The following is a 20,831-nucleotide window of genomic DNA, read 5'->3' as shown; positions in this document are numbered from 1 at the left end:
TGCCGGGGGTGGTGCGGTCGGCGACGCTCACCGCGCGTCACCCGTTCGTGGGCTCACGGGGTCCGTGGTCACAGGGGTCCTCCACGAGGGCTGGGGCTCCCGCCCGTCGGTGCGCCGGCGAGCAGGTCGGGCCGAGGGTCGTGCGGGTCGTGCCGTGCCGGCCCGTCGGGGCGGGCGCCGCGACGCCCTCCCCCGTCGGAGGAGACCGGGGAGGGCGTCGCGCGTGCGCAGGTCAGCCGTTGACGGCCGCGGCCATCTCCTGCTGGAACGTCGCGAGGTCCGAGGACCCGCTCGTGAACTTGCTCGTCGCGTCGGTGATGTCGTTCAGCGTCGCGACCGGCGCCGCCGCGCCGTGGGCCAGCGAGGGGACGATCGTCGTGGAGGTGAAGTCCTCCGCGGCGCTCTGCTGGTACTCGCTGAAGTCGGACAGGTCGACGTCCGAGCGGGCCGGGATCGAGCCCTTGGCCTTGTTGAACGCCGCCTGGCCCTCGGGCGAGGCGACGGTGGACAGCCAGGCCTCGGAGCCGCCGGGGTGCGGGGCGCCGACGGGCAGGGTGAAGGAGTCGGCGAGGAAGCCGAACTGGTCCTCCGTCCCGGGGACGGGGAAGTGGACGTAGTCCTCCCCGTCCGTCATGTCCTGCTCCTCGAACGCGGCCTCGGCCCAGTCGCCCATCACGTTGAAGGCGGCGTCGCCGTCGATGATCTGCTGCGTGGCGTCCGGCCAGTCGAGACCGTCACGGTCGGTGTTCGTGAAGCTCATGAGGGTCTGGAAGTCCTCGAGGGCGTCCGTCACCTCGGCCGAGCTCCAGTCCGTCGAGCCGTCCCACAGGCCGATGTAGCCGTCGGCGCCGAGGTCGGACATGAGCACCGTCTCGAGGAGGTTGACCTGGGTCCAGGCCTGGCCCACCGACAGCGGCGTCTTGCCCGAGTCCTGCACGGCCTGCAGGGCCGGGATCCAGTCGTCGATGGTGGCGTAGGTGGCCTCGGGGTCGAGCCCGGCGCCCTCGATCACCGTCGGGTTGGCCCACACGACGTTCGAGCGGTGGATGTTCGAGGGGATCGAGTAGATCGCGCCGTCGTCCGTGGTCAGCAGGTCGATGAGGTCCTGCGGCACGGCGTCGGTGAGGCCGTACTCCTCGAACTGCGCGCTGACGTCCTCGATCTGCGCGGCGTCGATGTAGTCCTGCAGCTCCGCCCCGGCGTGCGCCTGGAACGTGTCCGGCGGGTCGTTGGTCTGCAGCCGCTGCTGGAGGAGGTCCTTGGCCGCGGAGCCGGCGCCCCCGGCGACGGCACCGTTGATGAACTCCGTGTCCGGGTGCTGCTGGTCGAACACGTCGACGAGCGCGTCCAGCCCGGCCTTCTCCGAGCCCGCGGCCCACCAGGTGAAGACCTCGACCTCGCTGGCGTCACCGCCACCCGAGCCCCCGTCGTCGGACCCGCTGCCGCTGCCCGAGTCGGACCCGCAGGCGGTGAGGGTGAGACCGAGGGCCGCGACGCCCGCGACGACCCCGGTCGTCAGCCGTGTGGAACGCATGTGCTCTCCTTCGGAGTGACATCGATGTCAGTACGACGGAACGTTAGGCAGGGGCCGTCTCCGGTGTCAACGACGTCACGCGATCGTGACCTCGCCCCGCCCCGGCCGGGAGCCCGGCGTCCGCGCCGTGCCCCCGCCCGCACGGAGAGTTGACCACGAGGGTGGTGGGGACGACGACGCGACGGGCCGGACCGCGCTCCCCCCTCACCCGCTCGAGGACGAGGCGTCCGACCGCGCGGCCCATCTCCTCGGCGTCGTAGGCGACGACCGTGAGACCCACCTGCGCGGCGAGCTCGAGGTCGTCGAAGCCGGCGACGGCGACGCGGGCGCCGCGCTCCCCGGCCGCGGCCACGGCGCGCACGGCGCCCGTCGCCAGCCGGTTGTTCATCGCGAGGACCGCCGTGGGCGGGGGGTCGGCCGCGAGCAGCTCGGCGACGGCCCGCTCGGCGCTGCGCACGTCGTGCGCCTCCCGGACGCGGTCGGCCCCCAGCGGGTCCAGGCCGGCCGCGTGCAGCGCGTCGGCGACGCCGGCGAGGCGGGCCCGTCCGGTCTCGAGCCGGCGCAGGTCGGTGACGACGGACAGGCGTGGTGCACCGCTAGAGCAGGTGAGGAGGTGCTCCGCGGCCGCGCGGGCACCGGCCCGGTTGTCGAGGGTCACGCTGTCGGCGTCCTCCACCGAGCCGGACCGGTCCACCATCACGAGCGGGGTGCCGGGGCGCCGCTCCTCGGCCAGGTGCTCGTGCGTCTCGGTCGTGCTCACGACGACGAGGGCGCGCACCTGGCGCTCGAGCAGGGACGCGACGACGGCACGCTCGGCGTCCGGGTCCTCGTCCGAGGAGGACGTCACGAGCAGCAGGCCCGCCGGTCGGATCTCGCGCTCGATCCCGGCGGCGAGCCGGGAGTAGAAGGGGTTCGCCAGGTCGGCGGAGACGAGGCCGACGAGCGGGGACGGGGCGCCGCGGCGCAGGTCCCGGGCGGTCGCGTTCACGCGGTACCCCGCGCGGGCCGCCGCGTCGCGGACCCGGGCCGCGGTCGCCGGTGCGACGTAGGGCTCGTCGTTCAGCGCGCGCGAGGCCGTCTTCACGCTCACGCCCGCCAGCTCGGCGACGTGCTGGAGCGTCCGCACGGGCGCGGGCACCACGGCCGAGGCGTCGGCGGCGGCGCTGCGGGAGGCGTCGTCACCGGTCACCCGCGGAGGATGGCACCCGAGCGCTGCCCTGACAACGTTGACACCCGGTGCGCCGGAGATGTTCCCTGTGCTGAGGTCCGCACCGCCGCGAGACCCGGGGCCGCGCAGCGGCGTCCCCCCGCGGCGCCGCGGGCCCTCGCCGCCCGTTCGACCCCGACGGAAGGTCCGCCCATGGCGCCCCCGCCCCCCACCTCCCCGACCCACCCCGCATCCCCCCGCCGGTCGCCGGGCCCGCGCGCCCGGCGTGCCGCCCGGGCGCCCCTCGCCGGGGTCGCCGCGACCGCCCTCGTGGTCCCCCTGGCGCTCGTGGCGACGGCGCCGCTGTCGTCCGCGGCTCCCGCCGGCGCCGCCTTCGGCACCTCCTTCGAGCAGGGCGACTCCCCCGAGGTCCTCGTCAGCACGCCGGAGCTCCAGGACGGCGAGCCGCTGCAGGACGGCGTCGCGGGCGGCGAGCCCGGGCTGCCGGGCTCCCTGCGCGACGACGTCGTCGCCGTCACCGCGAGCGCCGACAACCCCCCCAACGAGGTCGCTGCGGCCGGGGTCGACGGCTCCACCAGCTCGAAGTGGCTGACCTTCTCCCCCACCGGCTGGCTGCAGGTCGAGCTCGCCGAGGCCCGGCCGGTCACGACGTGGTCGATGACGTCGGCCGACGACGAGCCGGCCCGCGACCCGCGGTCCGTGCGGCTGCTCGGGTCCGACGACGGGCAGTCCTGGACCGAGGTCGACCGCCGCACCGACGTGACCTTCCCCGCACGCCTGTCCACCCAGCAGTTCGTCCTGGACGAGGCCTCGGCCCCGCACCGCTGGTACCGGCTGCAGGTGGACGCCAACGGCGGCGCCCCCCTGCTGCAGCTGGCCGAGCTCGACCTCGCGGACGGGACCGCGCCGGTCGACGGCACCGCCGAGCCCATGACGACCGAGGTGGGTCCCGGCCCGGCCTCCGGCCCGACGATCCGGCCCCGGGTCGGCTTCACGGGGGTCGCGGCCCTGCGCTACGCGGGCGTCCACACCGCCGACGGGCGCGGCTACGCCGTCAACCGGGTGCTCGACGTCGACGACGTCGCCGTCGGGGAGGACAGCCGGCTGTCCTACCGGGTCTTCCCCGAGCTGACCGGCGGGGACCTCTCCTACCCCTCCCTGCACGTCGCGATGGACGTCCGCTTCACCGACGGCACCCGCCTGTCCGAGCTCGGCGCCACCGACCAGCACGGCTACCCGCTGACCGCCGCGGGCCAGGGGGCCTCCGACGTCCTCTACCCCGACCAGTGGAACCAGGTCGAGGCCGACCTCGGGGCCGTGGCCGCCGGGAAGACGGTCGAGGCGCTCCTGCTGTCCTACGACGACCCCGACGCCGACGAGGGCACCGCCTTCGGCGGCTGGGTCGACGACGTGGTCATCGACCCGTCCCCCGAGCGCCTCACCGCGCCCGCCGACGGCACGGGGTTCGCCGAGCTCGTCGACACCCGGCGCGGCACCAACTCGACGGGGAGCTTCTCGCGGGGCAACAACCTGCCCATCACGGCCGTGCCCAACGGGTTCAACTTCCTCACCCCGACCACGAACGCGAACAGCCAGAGCTGGGAGTACGACTGGGCGCGCGGCAACGACGCGCGCAACCGCCCGCACCTGCAGGGGCTGGCGTTCTCGCACGAGCCGAGCCCGTGGATGGGTGACCGCAACCAGGTGTCCTTCATGCCGGCGACCGCCGACGGCGTCCCCGCCGGCGGTGCGCAGGCGAGGTCGCTGCCCTTCGCCCACGACGACGAGACCGCGCAGCCGGACTACTACGGCGTCGACCTCGACGGCGGGCTGCGCGCCGAGATGACGCCGACCGACCACGGCGCCGTGATGCGCTTCTCCTTCCCCGAGGGAGCGCCGCGCCAGGTCGTCGTCGACACGGTGGACGACGACGGGGAGTTCTCGGTCGCGGCGGGCTCGGACGAGCTCACCGGCTGGGTCGACAACGGCAGCGGCCTGTCCGCCGGCCGCAGCCGGATGTTCGTGGCGGGCACCTTCGACCGCGCCGCGAGCGCGGCCGGGGAGACCGACGGCGGGCACGCCGGCACGCGCTACGCCGCGTTCGACGGCGACGGCGACGTGGAGCTGCGGGTCGCGACGTCCTTCATCAGCCTGGACCAGGCGCGGGCGAACCTCGCCATGGAGGTGGCCGGCCGCTCGTTCGACGACGTGCGCGCCGACGCCGCCCGGCAGTGGGACGAGCGCCTCGGCGTCGTCGAGGTGCAGGGGGCGAGCGAGACGGAGCTGCGCAGCCTCTACGGCTCGCTGTACCGGCTGAACCTCTACCCCAACAGCCAGTTCGAGAACACCGGCACGGCCGACGAGCCCGTCTACCGGCACGCGAGCCCCATGGCCGAGCCGGCCGGGGAGCCCACCGCCACGGAGACCGGCGCCGAGGTCGTCGACGGGAAGATCTACGTCAACAACGGGTTCTGGGACACCTACCGGACCGTGTGGCCCGCCTACTCGCTGCTGTACCCGGACGTCGCCGCCGAGCTCGTCGACGGCTTCGTGCAGCACTACCGGGACGGCGGCTGGGTCTCGCGCTGGTCCTCCCCCGGCTACGCGAACCTCATGACGGGCACGAGCTCTGACGTCGCCTTCGCCGACGCCTACCTCAAGGGCGTGGACCTGCCCGACGCCCTGGAGACCTACGACGCGGCCGTGAAGAACGCGACGACCCCGTCGGACGACGCGGCCGTGGGCCGCAAGGGCCTCGACTCCTCGATCTTCCTCGGCTACACGCCCACGACGACGGGCGAGAGCGTCAGCTGGGGCCTCGAGGGCTTCATCAACGACTACGGCATCGGCAACATGGCCGCCGCCCTCGCCGAGGACCCGAGGACGCCCGAGGACCGGCGGGCGCGGCTGCGCGAGGAGTCGACGTACTTCCTCGACCGGGCGACCGGGTACAGCCGGATGTTCGACCCGTCGGTGGGCTTCTTCCAGGGCCGCGAGCCCGACGGGGAGTTCCAGCAGTCCCCGGAGGAGTTCGACCCCGAGGCCTGGGGCGGGGTCTACACCGAGACGGACGGCTGGAACTTCGCCTTCCACGCCCCGCACGACGGCGCCGGGCTCGCGGCGCTGTACGGCGGGCGGCAGGGCCTGGAGGACAAGCTCGACGAGTTCTTCGCCACGCCCGAGGAGGCGGACAAGCCCGGCGGCTACGGCGGCGTCATCCACGAGATGCGCGAGGCGCGCGACGTGCGGCTCGGACAGCTCGGGATGAGCAACCAGGTCAGCCACCACATCCCCTACGCCTACCTGCAGGCGGACGCGCCGGAGAAGACCCAGGCGCTCGTCCGCGACATCATGCGGCGCCTGTACACCGGCGACGAGATCGGCCAGGGCTACCCCGGCGACGAGGACAACGGGGAGATGTCCGCCTGGTACGTGCTGTCCTCGCTCGGGATCTACCCGCAGCAGGTGGGCTCGGACCGGTGGAGCATCGGCTCGCCGCTGTTCGACCGGGCCGTGGTGCACCGCCCCGACGGCGACCTCGTCGTCGAGGCGCAGGACGCCGGCGGCGGGGACAACGGGCACGAGGACGTCTACGTGCAGTCCCTCGCCGTCGACGGCCAGGAGCACGAGCAGACCTGGCTGACCGCCGACCAGGTCAGCGGCGGCCACGAGCTGGACTTCACGACCGGCCCCGAGCCGTCGTCGTGGGGGTCGGCGACGGAGGACTCCCCGCCGTCGCTCACGCCCGAGGGCGAGGCGCCCGACCCGCTCGAGGACTCCACCGCCGAGGGCCTCGGCCGGCTCACGAGCGCGGACGGCGGCGACGTCGGGGCGCTCGTGGACGACACGTCGCGGACCGAGGCGGTCCTGGGCGCGGACGCGACGCTGACGTGGGACTCGGCGGTCGGCGCCCGCGCGGTGCGGACGTACACGCTGACCTCCGGCTCCGGCGGCACCGACGGTGCCGGGGACCCGAGCGCGTGGGTGCTCGAGGGCTCCGACGACGGCGAGTCGTGGACGCAGGTCGACGCCCGCTCGGGGCAGACCTTCGACTGGCGTCGGCAGACGCGGCCGTTCCAGGTCGACGACGCCCGGTCGTCGGTGCAGCCGTACTCGCGGTACCGGCTGCGCGTGACCGACGGCACGCAGGAGCAGGTCTCCCTGTCCGAGGTCGAGCTCCTCGTCGACCCGGCCGAGGCGGTGACCGGCGACCTCGCCGTGACCGCCGGGCAGGACCTCACCGCGCAGACGGGGACGGAGGTCTCGGGCGACCTCGCGGTCGTCGCGGGCGCCGACGCGGACGCGGTCGACGTCACCGTCGACTGGGGCGACGGCAGCGAGCCGGCGCCGGCGGACGTGCGGGAGGGCCGTCTCGGCTCGCTCGTCGTCAGCGGGGGCCACACCTACGCCGAGCCGGGGGTGCACCGGGTCGTCGTCACGGCGACGGCCGGTGACGAGAGCGCGTCGGCCGCCCTGCTCGTCGACGTCGCGCTGGTGCCGGAGGGCTCGCTGCGCGCGGCCTTCGACAGCACGTGCCTCGGCGACGAGGGCACGGCCGTCGGAGCCACGGCGGACTGCGACGCGAAGGGCTGGGCGTACTCCCGCGCGGCCCTGGCCGACGCGGGGCTCGTCCAGGGCGAGCGCCACGAGGTGCCCGGCACGGACCTGTCCTTCGTCCTCCCCGCGGTGCCCGCGGGCGCCCCGGACAACGCGACGGGCGACGGGCAGGTCGTCGACCTCGACCTGCCGGCCGACGCGACGCAGGTCTCCTTCGTCGGCGCCGGCACGCAGGGCGCGCAGGACGAGACGGCGACGCTCACCTACGCCGACGGCAGCACGCAGGAGGTGCCGCTCCAGCTGTCGGACTGGACGCTCGGCGGCGGCGCCGGCGACCCGCAGTTCGGCAACGTCGTCGTGGCGGCCGCGCAGTACCGCCTGCGCGACGGCAGCCGCGACGGCGCCCGCCCGTACGTCTTCGCGACGGCGCCGGTGGCGCTGGACGGGCCCCTCCCCGTCTCGGTGACGATGCCCGACCAGCAGGGCACGGAGACCGAGGACGGGCGCGTGCACGTCATGGCGGTCGCCTCGGACGGCACGCCCGCGGCCGCGCTGGAGCTGTCCGCGCCGGCGTCGGTGGCGGCGGTGGCGGGGCAGCCCGTCGAGGCGGCCCTCGGCACGGTCTCCGGCGGCACGGCCGCGCCGGAGGACGTCACCGCCCGGGTCCTGTGGGGCGACGGGACCCCGCTCGAGGAGGTCGCCACCCGGGTGGAGGACGACGCCGCGACGGTGGCCGGTGACCACGTCTACGCGCAGCCGGGCTCGTACACGGCGCACGTCACGGTGGACGACGGACGCTCCAGCGTGACGCGGGAGGTCCGGGTCGAGGTCTCGGCCGCCCCGGCGGTCGAGGTCGACCCGGCCCTGGGGCTCGGCGCGCGCCTCGCGAGCCCCGGCGCGCGGGTCGCCGTGACCGGGACCGGCTTCGCGCCCGGCGAGCAGGTGGAGATGACGCTCCAGCGCCACCAGGGCCGCGGCGAGGCCGAGGTGGTCGCCCTGGCGACCGTGCGGGCAGACGCCGACGGCGGGTTCTCCACGCAGGTGCGGGTGCCGGCGGACGCCCGTCGCGGACCCCACGACCTGCGGGCCCACGGCGTCACCTCGGACGCGGCGACCAGCGAGCGGCTGGTCGTGGCCGGGCGCTGAGTGGCCGGGCGCTGAGTGGCCGGCCGCTGAGTGGCCGGGAGCTGACCCGAGCAGCCGTCCGACGACGACGCCCCGCCCCTCGTGAGGGGGCGGGGCGTCGTCGTGAGGACGTCGGCGGTCGGCGACGTCGGCGGTCAGCCGCGGGGCGTCGCGTCCGCGACGGCCTCGCGCGGGTCCTCGCCGGCGTCGGCCTTCTCCTCGACCTTCTCGGACAGCTCCTTCGTCAGCGGCGGGGACCCTCCGTCGCCGTGCGCGGGGTCCTCCCCCAGGACGCCCTCGCGGACGTAGCGGAAGACGACGGTGCCCACCGCGGCCAGCGGGACGGCGAGGAAGGCCCCGATGATCCCCGCGATGGTGCCACCGGCGGTGACGGCGAGGATGACGACGGCGGGGTGCAGCGCGAGCGTCTTGCCCACGAGGAGGGGCTGCAGGACGTTGCCCTCGAGCTGCTGCACGAGGAGGACGACTGCCAGCGTGGCGAGAGCCTGCGGCCACCCGAGGCTGACGAGGGCGACGAGCGTCGCGAGCGCCCCGGTGGCGACGGCCCCGACGATGGGGATGAATGCCGCGAAGAAGACGAGGACCGCGAGCGGGAAGGCGAAGGGCACGCCGATGACGAGCAGGCCCAGCCCGATGAAGACGGCGTCCACGAGGGCGACGGCGGCCTGGGAGAAGATGTAGCCCTGCAGGGTCGACCACACCCGCGACAGCAGCTCGTCGACGTGGTCGGCGACCTTGGCCCCGCTCCACAGGTGGAGCCAGGGCAGGAACTTCGGCCCGTCCTTCGTGAAGAAGAACGTGAGGACGAGCACCAGCAGCAGGGTGATGAGCGCCGAGCCGAGGCTCGTGAGGCCGCTGACGACCCCGCCGCCGACCGAGCTGGCGATGCTCTGCGCGTTGCTCTGCAGGCGCTGCAGGCCGTCGTCGATCCAGGTGCTGATCTGGTCGCCGCCGATGCCGAGGATGCCGTTCTCGGTGGCGTCGGTGACGGTCTGCTGCAGCGTCTCGAAGCCGTTGACCACCTGCTGCGTGAGACCGGACGCCTGGTCCACGACCCGCGGGATGAGGAAGGCGAAGATCCCCACGATCGCGCCGAGGAAGACGACGAGGGCGATCGCCGCCGCGAGCGCGGCCGGCATCACCCGGCGCAGCAGCTTGACCACCGGCCACAGGACGGTGGAGAGGATGAGCGCGAGCACGACGGGCAGGACGATCGACCACAGCTCGCGCAGGACGACGAAGACGAGGACGAGCCCGGCGACGATCGCGAGCACGCGCAGGACCCACAGCGCCACCGACGTCGCGGCGCGCTCGAGGCGGCTGAAGCGCGTCGACTGGCGCGCCTGGGGGGAACGGACCTCGACGACCGCGCCGAGCCCTCCCTGGTCCTCCTCTTCCTGGCCCCGGGACGGCGGGGACGCGTCGTCGGCGGACGGCGACTCGTCAGGACGCGGGTCCTGGCCGCCGCGCGCGGAGCCGCCGCGCAGGCGCTGGAGCAGGGACATGCGGGATCTCCTCACGCAGCGGCCGGTCGGCCGGTGCGGGGCCACTCTGCTGCCTGGGTCCCGTCGGGGGCGACCGCGACGCCCCGGCCGCGAGGGGTGCCGTCTCCTAGGCTGCGTCCATGAGCGCAGCGCGGCCCTCCTCGAGCTCTCCAGCGGCGCCCCGTCCCGCGGCGACCGGCGGCACGTGGTGGTGGCAGGCCGACCCGCCCGCCAGCCTGGCCGAGGTCGTCGCGCGCGCCGCGGAGCAGGAGCCGGACCGGGAGGTCCTCGCGCGCCGCTCGGGCGGCGGCTGGCAGGGCGTGGACGCGCGGCGCTTCGCGCAGGAGGTCGAGGAGGTCGCGCTCGGCCTCGTGGCCTCCGGGGTCGCTCCCGGCGACCGGGTCGGCCTCATGTCCCGGACGCGGTACGAGTGGACGTTGCTGGACGCCGCGCTGTGGGCGGCGGGCGCCGTCGTCGTGCCCGTCTACGAGACGAGCGCCCCCGACCAGCTGCGCTGGATCCTCGAGGACTCCGGGGCCGTCGCGTGCTTCGTCGAGACGCCCAGCCACGCGAAGACGCTGGCGCAGGTCTCCGGGGACCTGCCGGCGCTGCGCTCCTCCTGGGTCGTCGACGGGGGCGCCACGGGCGTCCTGCCGACGCTCGGCGACCTCGTCGCCTCGGGCCGCGCGGCGGCGGACGACGGCCGCGCCGAGCTCGCCCGCCGCCGCGCCGCGCTGACGCGCGACGACGTGGCGACGATCATCTACACGTCCGGGACCACGGGGCGCCCCAAGGGGTGCGTCCTCACGCACGGCAACTTCCTCGTCGAGTGCGGGACGGCCGTCGAGCTGCTCCCCGAGCTGTTCACCGACCCGCGGTCCTCCACGCTGCTCTTCCTCCCGCTCGCGCACGTCTTCGGGCGGATGATCGAGATCGCCGTCCTCATGGCCCGGGTGCAGATGGGGCACAGCGACGTGGCCCGCATCACGCGCGACCTGCCCACCTTCCGGCCGACCTTCGTCCTCGCCGTGCCGAGGGTCTTCGAGCGCGTCTACGAGACCGCGCGGCGCCGGGCGACGACCGAGGGGCGCGGCGCCGTCTTCGAGCGGGCGTCGGACGTGGCCACGGCGTGGAGCCGGGCCCAGGACACGGGCGGCCCCGGGCTGCTCCTGCGGGCCCAGCACGCGCTCTTCGACCGGTTGGTCTACACGAGGCTGCGCGCCGCGCTGGGGGGCCGCGCCGAGTGGGCCGTCTCGGGCGGCGCGCCGCTCGGCGAGCGGCTGGGCCACTTCTTCCGTGGCGTCGGCGTGACGATCCTCGAGGGCTACGGGCTGACGGAGACCACGGCCGCCGCCACCGTGAACACCCCGCGCGACCAGCGGGTCGGGACGGTCGGGCGCGCGCTCCCGGGCTTCGACGTCCGGGTCTCCGGCTCCGGGGAGGTGCTCCTGCGGGGCGGCCACGTCTTCCGCGAGTACCTCGGCAACCCCGACGCCACCGCCGCGGTGCTCGACGACGGCTGGTTCGCCACGGGTGACCTCGGCGAGCTGGACGCGGACGGGTACCTGCGCATCACGGGCCGGTCCAAGGACATCCTCGTCACCTCCTCCGGCAAGAACGTCTCCCCCGGCCCCCTCGAGGACGCCGTCCGCGCGCACCCCCTGGTCAGCCAGGCCGTCATCGTCGGCGACGGCCGCAGCAGCGTGGGGGCGCTGATCACCCTCGACGAGGAGGCGGTGCACGCGTGGCTCGCCCAGCAGGGCCGGCCCGCCACGCCGGTGGCCGAGCTCGTGGACGACCCCGAGCTCCTCGCGGAGCTGAGGGGCGCCGTGGACCGGGCGAACGAGGGCGTGTCGTCCGCCGAGGGCGTCAAGCGGCTGCGCGTCCTGCCCGTCGACCTCACCGAGGAGGCCGGCCAGCTGACCCCCAGCATGAAGGTCAAGCGACGCGTGGTCCTCGAGGAGTTCGCCGGGGAGATCGAGGAGATGTACCGGTCGAGACGCTGAGCGCCGGCCCGCCGCACGGGCGGGGCCTCCGGGACGCGCGGACGGGGTGCTCCAGGACCGTGACAGACGTGCCGATGCCCGAGGAGGATGCCCGAGGACGATGTCCGGCGAGGGTGCCCGAGGACGATGTCCGGGGAGAGTGCCCGGGGAGAGCGCCCGGCGAGGACGCGCAGCGGCGTGGGACGAGGAGGACCGGTGCGGGGCGAGGCGAGCAGGGCGGCGACGACGGGTCCCGTGACGGCGACGAGGCCCGGGGCGGCGCCGACCGTGCCGTCGCGGCGCACGCGCGCCGGTGCCCTCGCCCGCCGAGCGCCCGGGGTCCTGCGCGGTGCCGCCGTGCTGGTGGGAGCGGCCGCCCTCTGCGGCGGCCTCGTGCTGCCGGCCTCGGCGGCGACCCCGGCCCCCGCGGGCGAGGGCACGACCGTGACGGCGGGCCCGAGCGCGGCGGGTCGGGCGACCTCGCCGGCCACGAGCGCCCCCACGCCCACGGCCGCGGCCTCCTCCCCGGGCGACGAGACCCCGGGCGACGAGACCCCCGGCGACGAGACCCCCGGCGACGAGACCCCCGGCGACGAGACCACCCCCGGCGACGAGAGGCCGGGCGGCGGGACGGCGACGGGCGAGCCGGTGGACCCCGAGGAGGGGACGGCCGCCCCGGAGGGCGCGCCTGCCGCCGAGGGCACGGCCCCGGCGCCGGACCCGGCGGCCGTGGCGGCGTACGAGGAGGCGGTCGCGGCCTCGGCGGAGGCCTCCCGGCAGCTCGCCGCCGTGTCCGCGAGGGCGGGCGCCGCCCTCGAGGCCCGGGACGCGGCGCGGGCGCGGCACGACGCGGCGGTCGCCGAGCAGGAGCACCAGCGGCAGGTCGCCGCCTCCGCCGCCACGACCGTGGCCCGCGAGCGCAGCGAGGTCGGGCGGTGGGCGAGCTCGAGCTACCGCGGGGCCGAGGACGTCGGGGCGATGCCGGTCGCCTCCGCGCTCCTCGGCAGCGCGACGACGGACGAGATCGGCGACCAGCTCAGCCTGCTCGAGGCCCTCGGGCGGCACCGGGCCGGCGCCGTCCGGGGCGCCCTGGACGCCGACGCCGTCGCGCGCCAGGCCCTCGCCCGCGCCGACGCCGCCGCCACCGAGGCCGTGGCGGCCCAGCAGGAGGCGGACGCGGAGGCGGCCTCCGCCGCCGACGCCCTCGCCGAGCAGCGCGACCTCGCCGCCGCGGTCGACGCCCGGCTCGCGGCCGCGCGCGAGCGGCTGGGGACGGCCGTCGACGCCGCCCGGGAGGCGGCCGACCTCGCCGCCGCGGCCGGGGCGGCCGGCCCGGTCGACCTGCCGGCGGGCTCGGGGGGCTGCGCGTCCAGCGACGTCAGCGCCTACCCCAACGGCGAGATCCCCCTCGAGGCCCTGTGCCCGCTGGAGACCGCCCCGGGCCACCGCCTGCGCGCCGACGCGGCTCGCTCCTTCGACGCCATGAGCCGGGCCTACGCCCAGACCTTCGGGCAGCCGCTGTGCGTCACCGACTCCTACCGCTCCCTCGAGGAGCAGATCTCCGTGCGCGCCCGCAAGCCCGGGCTGGCCGCCGTCCCCGGCACGAGCCGCCACGGCCTCGGCCGCGCGGTCGACCTCTGCGGCGGCGTCGAGGACTTCGGCACGCCGCAGCACGCGTGGATGGTCCAGCGGGCGCCGCTGTTCGGCTTCTTCCACCCCTCGTGGGCCGAGGCGGACGGCTCGAAGCCGGAGCCCTGGCACTTCGAGTTCGCCGAGCAGGCCGACCCGGCCGCGGCTGCCGGGCCGACCGAGGCTGCCGGGCCGACCGAGGCTGCCGGGCCGACCGAGGCTGCCGGGCCGACCGAGGCTGCCGGGCCGACCGAGGCTGCCGGGCCGACCGAGGCTGCCGGGCCGACCGAGGCTGCCGGGCCGACCGAGGCTGCCGGGCCGACCGAGGCGGCCGAGGCGGGCGGCCCCGCCGCGGACGACGCCGGGGAGCCGTGAGGGACGGCGTCGCCCTCCCCGGCCGCCGCGCCGGGGCCGTGACCCGCGGCGGCCACCGCCCGCGCCCCGCCGCGCTGCAGGCGCCCGGGCCGCTGCTCGTGGCCCACCGCGGTTTCTCCCGCGACGGGCTGGAGAACTCGCTCGTCGCCTTCGCCGCCGCGCTCGACCTCGGCGCCGACGTCCTCGAGACCGACGTCCGCACGACCGCGGACGGCGTCCTCGTCGCCTTCCACGACGACCGTCTCGACCGGGTGAGCGACGCCACGGGCCTGCTGGCGCGGACGGACTGGTCCGACGTCGCCCGTGCCCGCATCGGCGGGCGCGAGCCCGTGCCCCGCCTGGCCGAGGTGCTCGAGGCGTTCCCCACGGCCGTCCTCAACGTGGACGTCAAGACGCCGGGTGCGGTCGCGCCGCTCGTGGACCTCCTGCGGCGCAGCGGCGCCTGGGAGCGGGTCGTCGTCGCCAGCTTCTCGGAGCGCCGTCGCCGGGCGGTCGTGCGGCGGCTGCCGCCGGGCACCGCCACCTCGGCCGGGGCACCCCTCGTCGCCGAGGTCGTCGCCGCCGTCCGGGCACTGCCGGGACGGCTGCGGGGGCCGGCGGTGCGACGCACCCTCGCGGGCGTCGACGTCGTCCAGGTGCCCGAGCGCGTGGCGACCCCCGCCCTCGTCCGCGCCGTCCACGGCGCGGGGCGCCCGGTCCACGTGTGGACGGTGGACGACGTCCCGACGATGCACCGCCTCCTCGACCTCGGCGTCGACGGCCTCGTCACCGACCGCACCGACCTGCTCGGGCAGGTCCTGCGCGCGCGTCGCGGCCGCGGCGCGTCCGGCGGGGCGGCGCACCCGTGAGGCCGGTCCCCGTCGAGGAGGCGACGGCGGCCACGACCCCGGCCGCGCTGCGCCGCGAGCGCCGGGCCTGGTACGTCTACGACTGGGCGAACTCGGCCTACGTCACGACGACGGGGACCGTGCTGCTCGCCCCCTACCTGACCGCCGTCGCGACCGCCGCCGCCTGCCCGGACCTCGCGGCGGGTGCCGTCTGCGACGAGACGTTGTCCGTCCTCGGGATCCCCGTCGCCCCGGGCGCCCTGTCGCTGTACACGACCACGGTCTCCACCGTCCTGTCCGCGCTCCTCCTGCCGCTCGTCGGCGCGCTCTGCGACCGGGTCGTCCGCAAGCGGCTGCTGCTGGGCGCCTTCGCCCTCGTCGGCGCGCTCGCCGCGGCGTCCATGGCTGCGGTGACCGGGACGGACTGGCAGCTCGGCGTCGTCCTCCAGGTGGTCGCGGGCGCCTCGCTCGGCGCCTCGCTCGTCGTCTACAACGCCCTGCTGCTCGACCTCGCCGGTCCCGACGAGCGCGACGCCGTGTCCAGCCGCGGCTGGGCGCTGGGCTACCTCGGGGGCTTCCTCCTGCTCGCGGCGAACCTCGGCCTCGTGTCCGGTGCGGGCTCCCTGGGGCTCACCGAGGCCGAGGCGGTGCGCCTCAGCCTGCTGTCCGCCGGCGTGTGGTGGGGCGCCTTCACGCTGGTGCCCGTGCTCGGGCTGCGGGACCGGCCCCTGCGGCCGCCCCCGAGCGGGGGCGCCGGGCCCGCGGGGGACGCCGTGGCCCCCTCCCGCGGGCGCAGCCGGGGGGCGCTCGGCGGGACGCTGGGCGAGCTCGTGGCCACGCTGCGGCACGCCCGCGCCTACCCGATGACCCTCCTGCTCCTGCTCGCCTACCTCTTCTACAACGACGGCGTGCAGACGGTCATCTACGCGGCGAGCCTCTTCGGGACCGTGGAGATCGGCCTCGCCCAGTCCCAGCTCATCACCGCGATCCTCCTCGTCCAGGCGGTCGCCTTCGGCGGCGCGCTGGTCTTCGGACGCCTCGCCGGGCGCTTCGGCGCCCGCAGGACGGTGCTGTGGTCCCTCGTCGCCTGGACCGTCGTCGTCGCCGCCGGCTACGCCCTGCCCGCCGGCCGCTTCGGGCTGTTCCTCCTGCTGGCCACGGCGATCGGCCTCGTCCTCGGCGGGACCCAGGCGATCTCCCGCTCGCTCTACGCCCAGGTCGTGCCCGTCGGGCGCGAGGCGCAGTACTTCGCCCTCTACCAGGCGGCGGAGCGGGGCACCTCCTGGCTCGGCACGCTCGTCTTCGGCCTCGTGTTCCAGCTGAGCGGCTCCTACCGCCCGGCCATCGCCTCGCTCGTCGTCTTCTTCGTCGTGGGCGGGCTGCTCCTGCTGCGCGTGGACGTGCGCCGCGGGGTCGCCGACGCCGGCCGGGAGCAGCCGCGACGGGTGTGACCCGCGACGTCCTGCGTCCCACCCGCGGTCGACGGCATCCGGGAGCCCGGTCGGCGCCGAAGAGGGAGCAGGACCCGGGGGCTGCCGCACCGGACGGGGGCCCTCCCGGCGACCGTCCGGCCGGCGGCAGGAACAGCCCGCCCCGGGGTCCCGTTGTCCCCTGCAGTACCCGGCGCCCCCACCCCGTGGCGCCGGTGGTGATGGACGAGGATGGAGGTGGCTGCCCATGGCCGACCGGAGCCTGAGAGGCACCCGACTGGGCGCTGCGAGCCTGGAGTCGGACACCGGCGTCGAGCCGGCGCCCCGGCAGATGCGCGAGTACGTGTGCCCCGACGACCACCGCACCGTGGTCCCCCTGTCGATGGAGGCGGACGTCCCGGCGCTCTGGGAGTGCCGGTGCGGTCAGCAGGCGCTGCTGCGGGACGCGTCCCGCCCCGACGAGAAGCCGGGCAAGCCGCCCCGCACGCACTGGGACATGCTGCTCGAGCGGCGGTCCAAGGACGACCTGCAGGTGCTGCTCGACGAGCGCCTGGAGCTCCTGCGCAACGGGCTGCTGCACGCCAAGCGCACGGCCTGACGGCGACGGCGCCGCACCGGCACGACCACGGCCGCCCCACCCTCACGGTGGGGCGGCCGTCGTCGTCGCCGGGCACGCGCCGGCGTCCTCAGCGCGGCGGCGTCCTCAGCGCGGCGGCGTCCTCAGCGCGGCGGGGGGCCGTCCGGGGGCTGCTCGGGCGGCGGCAGGACGCGCCCCCGCAGCGGTGCGCCGCGTCCTGCGGCGGAGTCCGGGCGTGGGTCGCCCTCGACGACCACCGTGCCGGGGACCACGTCGCCCCGGCGCAGACCGACGACCCGCAGCGCCGCCGCACCCGCGGCCGCGCCGAGCAGCCGCCGCACCAGCGGGCGGGTCGGCGGCAGCAGCGCGAGGAGCCCCACGAGGTCGGTGAGGAACCCGGGCACGACGAGGAGCAGCGCGCCGAGCGCGACGACCCCCGCGTCCGCGAGCTCGCGCCCCGTCCGGGCGCCCTCGAGGTCGGCCGGCGCGGTGGCCGTCGCGGCGCGCCGGCGCGCCCCCTCGGCGGCGCGCCGGAGGCCACCCAGCCCGCCGCGGACGAGCACGACGGCACCGACGACGGCGCCGGCGAGCAGCAGCAGCACCGTCCAGCCCGCCCCGACCGCCTGGCCGACCAGCAGGATGCCGACGACCTCGACGAGGACCAGGAGCGGGGGCACGAGGGCGAGCCGGCGCCGGCGCGGACGGCTCGCCCGCCGAGCGCGGGGGCGCCCGCCGCTCATCGTGGGCCCCCGGCGGAGGCCCCGACGGGCTCGGCGTCGGCGGCGGGGGGCGCTGCCGACGGGAGCCCCGCACGACGACCGCGACGACCCGGCAGCGCCCCGGCGAGCGCCACCGCGGCCCCGAGCAGGGACAGTGCCAGCTCGGGCCAGGCGCCCAGGCGCGCGGAGAGCGTCCGCGTCGTGCGCAGCGGTACCTCGCTGACGAGGACGTCGGGGGTGAACAGGTCGGTCGTCCGTCCGGTGCTGCCGTCCGGCTGCACGACGGCCGAGACCCCGACGGTCGAGGCGTGGACCACGGCCCGTCCCTCCTCCACGGCCCGCACGCGCGAGATCGCCAGCTGCTGGACGCTCTCGTCGGTGAAGCCGAAGGTCGCGTTGTTGGTGGGCACGACGAGCAGCTGCGCGCCGCCGTCGACGACGTCGTCGACGAGCCCGTCCTCGACGACCTCGAAGCAGATGAGCGTGCCGGCGGTGGTCCCCGCGACGTCGAAGAGGCCGGGCACCTCGCCGGGGACCATGTCGGCCCGCACGAGGTCGACCTTGTCGCTGAAGAGGCGGAAGAAGTCCCGGTGCGGCACGTACTCCGCGAACGGCACGGGGTGCCGCTTGGCGTAGACGTGCCCGGGTCCGCTGCCCGGGTCCCACTGCACGACGACGTTGCGCAGCTCGTCGTCCTCGAGCGGGTCGCCCGTCGCGGCCACGCCCGTGCCGCGGCTCCCGCGCACGAGCGTCCCGACGAGCAGCGGCGCGCCGACGGCGTCCGCGGCCCGGTCGATCTGCGCCGCCGCGTCGGCGTTGGCGAAGGGGTCGATGTCGCTCGCGTTCTCCGGCCACACGACGAGGTCCGGCTGGGGCACCTCACCGGCCGCGACCGCGTCGGCGAGCCGCTCGGTCGCCCGCACGTGGTTGTCCAGGACGGCGCGGCGCTCCGCGTTGAACTCCAGCCCCGGCTCGGGGACGTCGCCCTGCACGGCGGCGACGACCAGGGTGCCCGCCTCGGGGTCGGTCGGCCGCGGCACGAGGGCACCGGCCCCGCCGGCGACGAGGGCGAGGGCCAGCGGCGCGACCGCTGCACCCGCGGCGCGGGCGCGGGAGGTGGCGCCGGCCGGCGACGTGGTCCCGGTGCGGCGCGCCGGAGCGGCCGCGCCCGCGGCGAGCGCCCCCCGCAGGAGGACGAGGGCGAGCGCCGCGCCCGTCGTCGCGACGGCGAAGGAGACGAGCGGCGCCCCGCCGAGGGAGGCCAGCCCCACCGCGGGGGCGTCCGCCTGGCTGAAGGCGAGGCGGCCCCAGCCGAAGCCGCCGAAGGGCAGCCGCCCGCGCAGCGCCTCCACGCCCGTCCAGACCCCGCCGGCGCCGAGCGCCGTGAGCAGCACGGCGGCGGGGCCCGTCGGTGCCCAGCCCTCGCGCCGGACGTGCCCGGCACCTCGGCGACCCACGCGCAGCACGAGGACGAGCAGCGCGCCGGCGAGCGCCGTGAAGCCCGCCTCGAGGACCGACAGGGCGTAGGCCACCGGTCCCACGTACTCCGCCGTCCAGCGCAGGAGCACGACGAAGAGCACGAGGCCGTGGACGAGGCCGGCGAGCGCCCCGGTCCGGACCCGGGCGCCGGCGACGGCGGCGACGAGCAGGCCCACGCCCGGCGCGGCCAGCCACCACCACCCGGGCTCGGGGAAGGCCACGGCGACGAGCAGGCCCCCGAGGGCGGCCGCCACGAGCCGGACGAGGAGGGGCGGCCGCAGGAGCACCCGACCAGGGTAGGTGCCGCGCGGGCGGTGGCCGGCGCCGGACGAGCCCGGGTGCGAGCGGACGGACCCGTCCACCCTTCGGTCCGTCCGAGCCCCGGTGGCGCCGAGGTCTGCGAGACGTTGTCTACGGGGTGGACGGGTCCGTCGCTGCTCCACCACGAGCCGCGGTGGCCGAGGTCGACCGTACTCGGGCGCGACCTGGTGTCAACCAGCTCGCGGCAGCTCGCGCACCCCCTCTGACCTGCGACGACACGCTGTCGCCGCAGGTCAGCGCCGTGCCCTGCAACCACCCGCCCGGAAGCCCCTGGTGGTGTGTCGCGTGGTGTGTCGGCCGGCCCGCCGCCGCGGGCCGGCCGGACCCTCCCGGGGCCCCCGCAGGCACCCGCACGGGCGACGCGCCGTCACGATCCGGTCACGAGGGCGTCGGCGCGCTGGACAAGGGCATATGTTCGGGCCGCAGACTTATCCAGGGTCGCCGACGACCCGGGTCCCCGATGCGAAGGAGCATCCATGCACGTGCGCAGCTCGACCCTCACGGCCACCGCGGCGACCGCCGCCCTCCTCCTGCTGTCCGCCTGCGGCAGCAGCGGCACCGACGACGCCTCGGCGGGGTCGGGCGGCAGCACCGGCGGGTCCGACGGCGGCGGGTCCGACACCCCGCAGGTCGGCGTGATCCTCCCCGACACCGAGTCGTCGGCCCGGTGGGAGTCGTTCGACCAGCCGCTCCTGCAGCAGGCGTTCGACGACGCCGGCGTCAACGCCGTCATCCAGAACGCGCAGGGCGACGCCTCGACGATGCAGACCATCGCCGACCAGATGATCACCCAGGGCGTCGCCGTCCTCGCCATCGTCAACCTCGACTCCGACTCCGGTGCCGCGATCGAGGCGAAGGCGAAGCAGGCCGGCGTCCAGACGATCGACTACGACCGCCTGACGCTCGGCGGCTCGGCGGACTACTACGTCTCCTTCGACAACACGAAGGTCGGCGAGCTGCAGGGGCAGGGCCTCGCCCAGTGCCTCGGCGACCAGCCGGCGGACATCGTCTACCTGGACGGCTCCCCCACCGACAACAACGCGACGCTCTTCGCCGACGGCGCCCACAGCGTCCTCGACCCGATGACGCAGTACACGGTCGTCGGCGAGCAGGCCGTGCCGGACTGGGACAACCAGCAGGCCGCCACCATCTTCGAGCAGATGCTCACGCAGGCGGGCACCATCAACGGCGTCCTCGCGGCGAACGACGGCCTCGGCAACGCGGCCATCTCCATCCTCGCGAAGAACGGCCTCAACGGGCAGGTCCCGGTCACCGGCCAGGACGCCACGGTGCAGGGCCTGCAGAACATCCTCGCGGGCGACCAGTGCATGACCGTCTACAAGGCGGTCACCAAGGAGGCGCAGGGGCTGGCGGACACGGCGATCGCGCTCATCAACGGCGAGGAGCCGGAGACGACGGGCACCGTGCGCGACGACACCGGCGACCGCGACGTCGCCTCGATCCTCCTCGAGCCGCAGGCGATCTTCCGCGACAACGTCAAGGACGTCGTGGACGACGGCTTCGTCACGGCGGACGAGCTGTGCACGGAGAAGTTCGCCGACGCCTGCACGGAGCTCGGGATCTCCTGACCCGGTACCGC

Annotated in this window: 12 protein-coding genes; 7 read left to right on the top strand and 5 right to left on the bottom strand. The window is 76.2% G+C overall.

All coding sequences use genetic code 11. The annotated features are described in order from the left end of the window. Positions 1 to 232: 232 nt before the first annotated feature. Together WDZ17_RS06800 and WDZ17_RS06795 are read right to left on the bottom strand one after the other, a co-directional pair. Complete coding sequence (locus WDZ17_RS06800; RefSeq protein ID WP_339574389.1) at positions 233 to 1,534, bottom strand: ABC transporter substrate-binding protein; 1,302 nt, start codon at positions 1,532 to 1,534, stop codon at positions 233 to 235. A 43-nt stretch (positions 1,535 to 1,577) separates the two neighbouring features. After that, entirely contained in the window at positions 1,578 to 2,723 is a 1,146-nt protein-coding gene (locus WDZ17_RS06795; RefSeq protein WP_339574388.1) for a LacI family DNA-binding transcriptional regulator, read from the bottom strand. Between the two features lie 171 nt (positions 2,724 to 2,894). Here WDZ17_RS06795 and WDZ17_RS06790 point away from each other — a divergent pair, with 171 nt between their 5' ends. Next, positions 2,895 to 8,405, top strand: coding sequence for a GH92 family glycosyl hydrolase (locus WDZ17_RS06790; RefSeq protein ID WP_339574387.1), 5,511 nt, complete (start codon positions 2,895 to 2,897; stop codon positions 8,403 to 8,405). Between the two features lie 134 nt (positions 8,406 to 8,539). Here the strand turns inward: WDZ17_RS06790 and WDZ17_RS06785 are convergent, their stop codons facing one another. Continuing rightward, positions 8,540 to 9,910, bottom strand: coding sequence for an AI-2E family transporter (locus WDZ17_RS06785; RefSeq protein ID WP_339574386.1), 1,371 nt, complete (start codon positions 9,908 to 9,910; stop codon positions 8,540 to 8,542). A gap of 119 nt (positions 9,911 to 10,029) precedes the next feature. Between WDZ17_RS06785 and WDZ17_RS06780 the strand changes: the two genes are divergently transcribed. The 5 genes from WDZ17_RS06780 (at position 10,030) to WDZ17_RS06760 (ending at position 16,733) form a co-directional block, all read left to right on the top strand. After that, the gene (locus WDZ17_RS06780; protein WP_339574385.1) at positions 10,030 to 11,895 is read left to right on the top strand and encodes an AMP-dependent synthetase/ligase; all 1,866 of its coding nucleotides are present in this window, start codon (positions 10,030 to 10,032) and stop codon (positions 11,893 to 11,895) included. A 234-nt stretch (positions 11,896 to 12,129) separates the two neighbouring features. Continuing rightward, positions 12,130 to 13,878 carry a M15 family metallopeptidase gene (locus WDZ17_RS06775; RefSeq protein ID WP_339574384.1) on the top strand — a complete coding sequence of 583 codons (1,749 nt, stop codon included), beginning with the start codon at positions 12,130 to 12,132 and terminating at the stop codon, positions 13,876 to 13,878. Further along, positions 13,875 to 14,726 (top strand): glycerophosphodiester phosphodiesterase family protein, encoded by an 852-nt coding sequence (locus tag WDZ17_RS06770; RefSeq protein ID WP_339574383.1) that lies wholly within the window; start codon positions 13,875 to 13,877, stop codon positions 14,724 to 14,726. Before WDZ17_RS06775 ends, WDZ17_RS06770 begins: the two co-directional genes overlap by 4 nt. Beyond that, positions 14,723 to 16,156, top strand: a complete 1,434-nt coding sequence (locus WDZ17_RS06765) for an MFS transporter (RefSeq protein WP_339574382.1) — start codon at positions 14,723 to 14,725, stop codon at positions 16,154 to 16,156. The genes WDZ17_RS06770 and WDZ17_RS06765 overlap by 4 nt, the downstream gene beginning before the upstream one ends. 226 nt (positions 16,157 to 16,382) lie before the next feature. Beyond that, the gene (locus WDZ17_RS06760; protein ID WP_339574381.1) at positions 16,383 to 16,733 is read left to right on the top strand and encodes an RNA polymerase-binding protein RbpA; all 351 of its coding nucleotides are present in this window, start codon (positions 16,383 to 16,385) and stop codon (positions 16,731 to 16,733) included. 122 nt (positions 16,734 to 16,855) lie between these two features. On the opposite strand, the gene WDZ17_RS06755 is transcribed toward WDZ17_RS06760, so the two are convergent. Beyond that, positions 16,856 to 17,389: an FxsA family protein gene (locus tag WDZ17_RS06755; protein WP_339574380.1), complete on the bottom strand. Its 534-nt coding sequence runs from the start codon at positions 17,387 to 17,389 to the stop codon at positions 16,856 to 16,858. A 59-nt stretch (positions 17,390 to 17,448) separates the two neighbouring features. Further along, entirely contained in the window at positions 17,449 to 19,197 is a 1,749-nt protein-coding gene (gene lnt, locus WDZ17_RS06750; protein ID WP_339574379.1) for an apolipoprotein N-acyltransferase, read from the bottom strand. A 510-nt stretch (positions 19,198 to 19,707) separates the two neighbouring features. Between lnt and WDZ17_RS06745 the strand changes: the two genes are divergently transcribed. Further along, positions 19,708 to 20,820: a sugar ABC transporter substrate-binding protein gene (locus WDZ17_RS06745; protein WP_339574378.1), complete on the top strand. Its 1,113-nt coding sequence runs from the start codon at positions 19,708 to 19,710 to the stop codon at positions 20,818 to 20,820. The last annotated feature ends 11 nt before the right edge of the window (positions 20,821 to 20,831 follow it).

This window comes from Pseudokineococcus basanitobsidens, from assembly GCF_037482545.1.
GTDB classification, from domain to species: domain Bacteria; phylum Actinomycetota; class Actinomycetes; order Actinomycetales; family Quadrisphaeraceae; genus Pseudokineococcus; species Pseudokineococcus basanitobsidens.
The sequence above is the reverse complement of the archived record's forward strand: the minus strand, read 5'-3'. Positions and strand labels throughout refer to the sequence as shown.

Coding starts and splice junctions, on each gene's coding strand:
- WDZ17_RS06800 (WP_339574389.1), bottom strand. CDS start 1,534: ATGCGTTCCACACGGCTGACGACCGGGGTCGTCGCGGGCGTCGCGGCC.
- WDZ17_RS06790 (WP_339574387.1), top strand. CDS start 2,895: ATGGCGCCCCCGCCCCCCACCTCCCCGACCCACCCCGCATCCCCCCGC.
- WDZ17_RS06785 (WP_339574386.1), bottom strand. CDS start 9,910: ATGTCCCTGCTCCAGCGCCTGCGCGGCGGCTCCGCGCGCGGCGGCCAG.
- WDZ17_RS06780 (WP_339574385.1), top strand. CDS start 10,030: ATGAGCGCAGCGCGGCCCTCCTCGAGCTCTCCAGCGGCGCCCCGTCCC.
- WDZ17_RS06760 (WP_339574381.1), top strand. CDS start 16,383: ATGGCCGACCGGAGCCTGAGAGGCACCCGACTGGGCGCTGCGAGCCTG.
- WDZ17_RS06745 (WP_339574378.1), top strand. CDS start 19,708: ATGCACGTGCGCAGCTCGACCCTCACGGCCACCGCGGCGACCGCCGCC.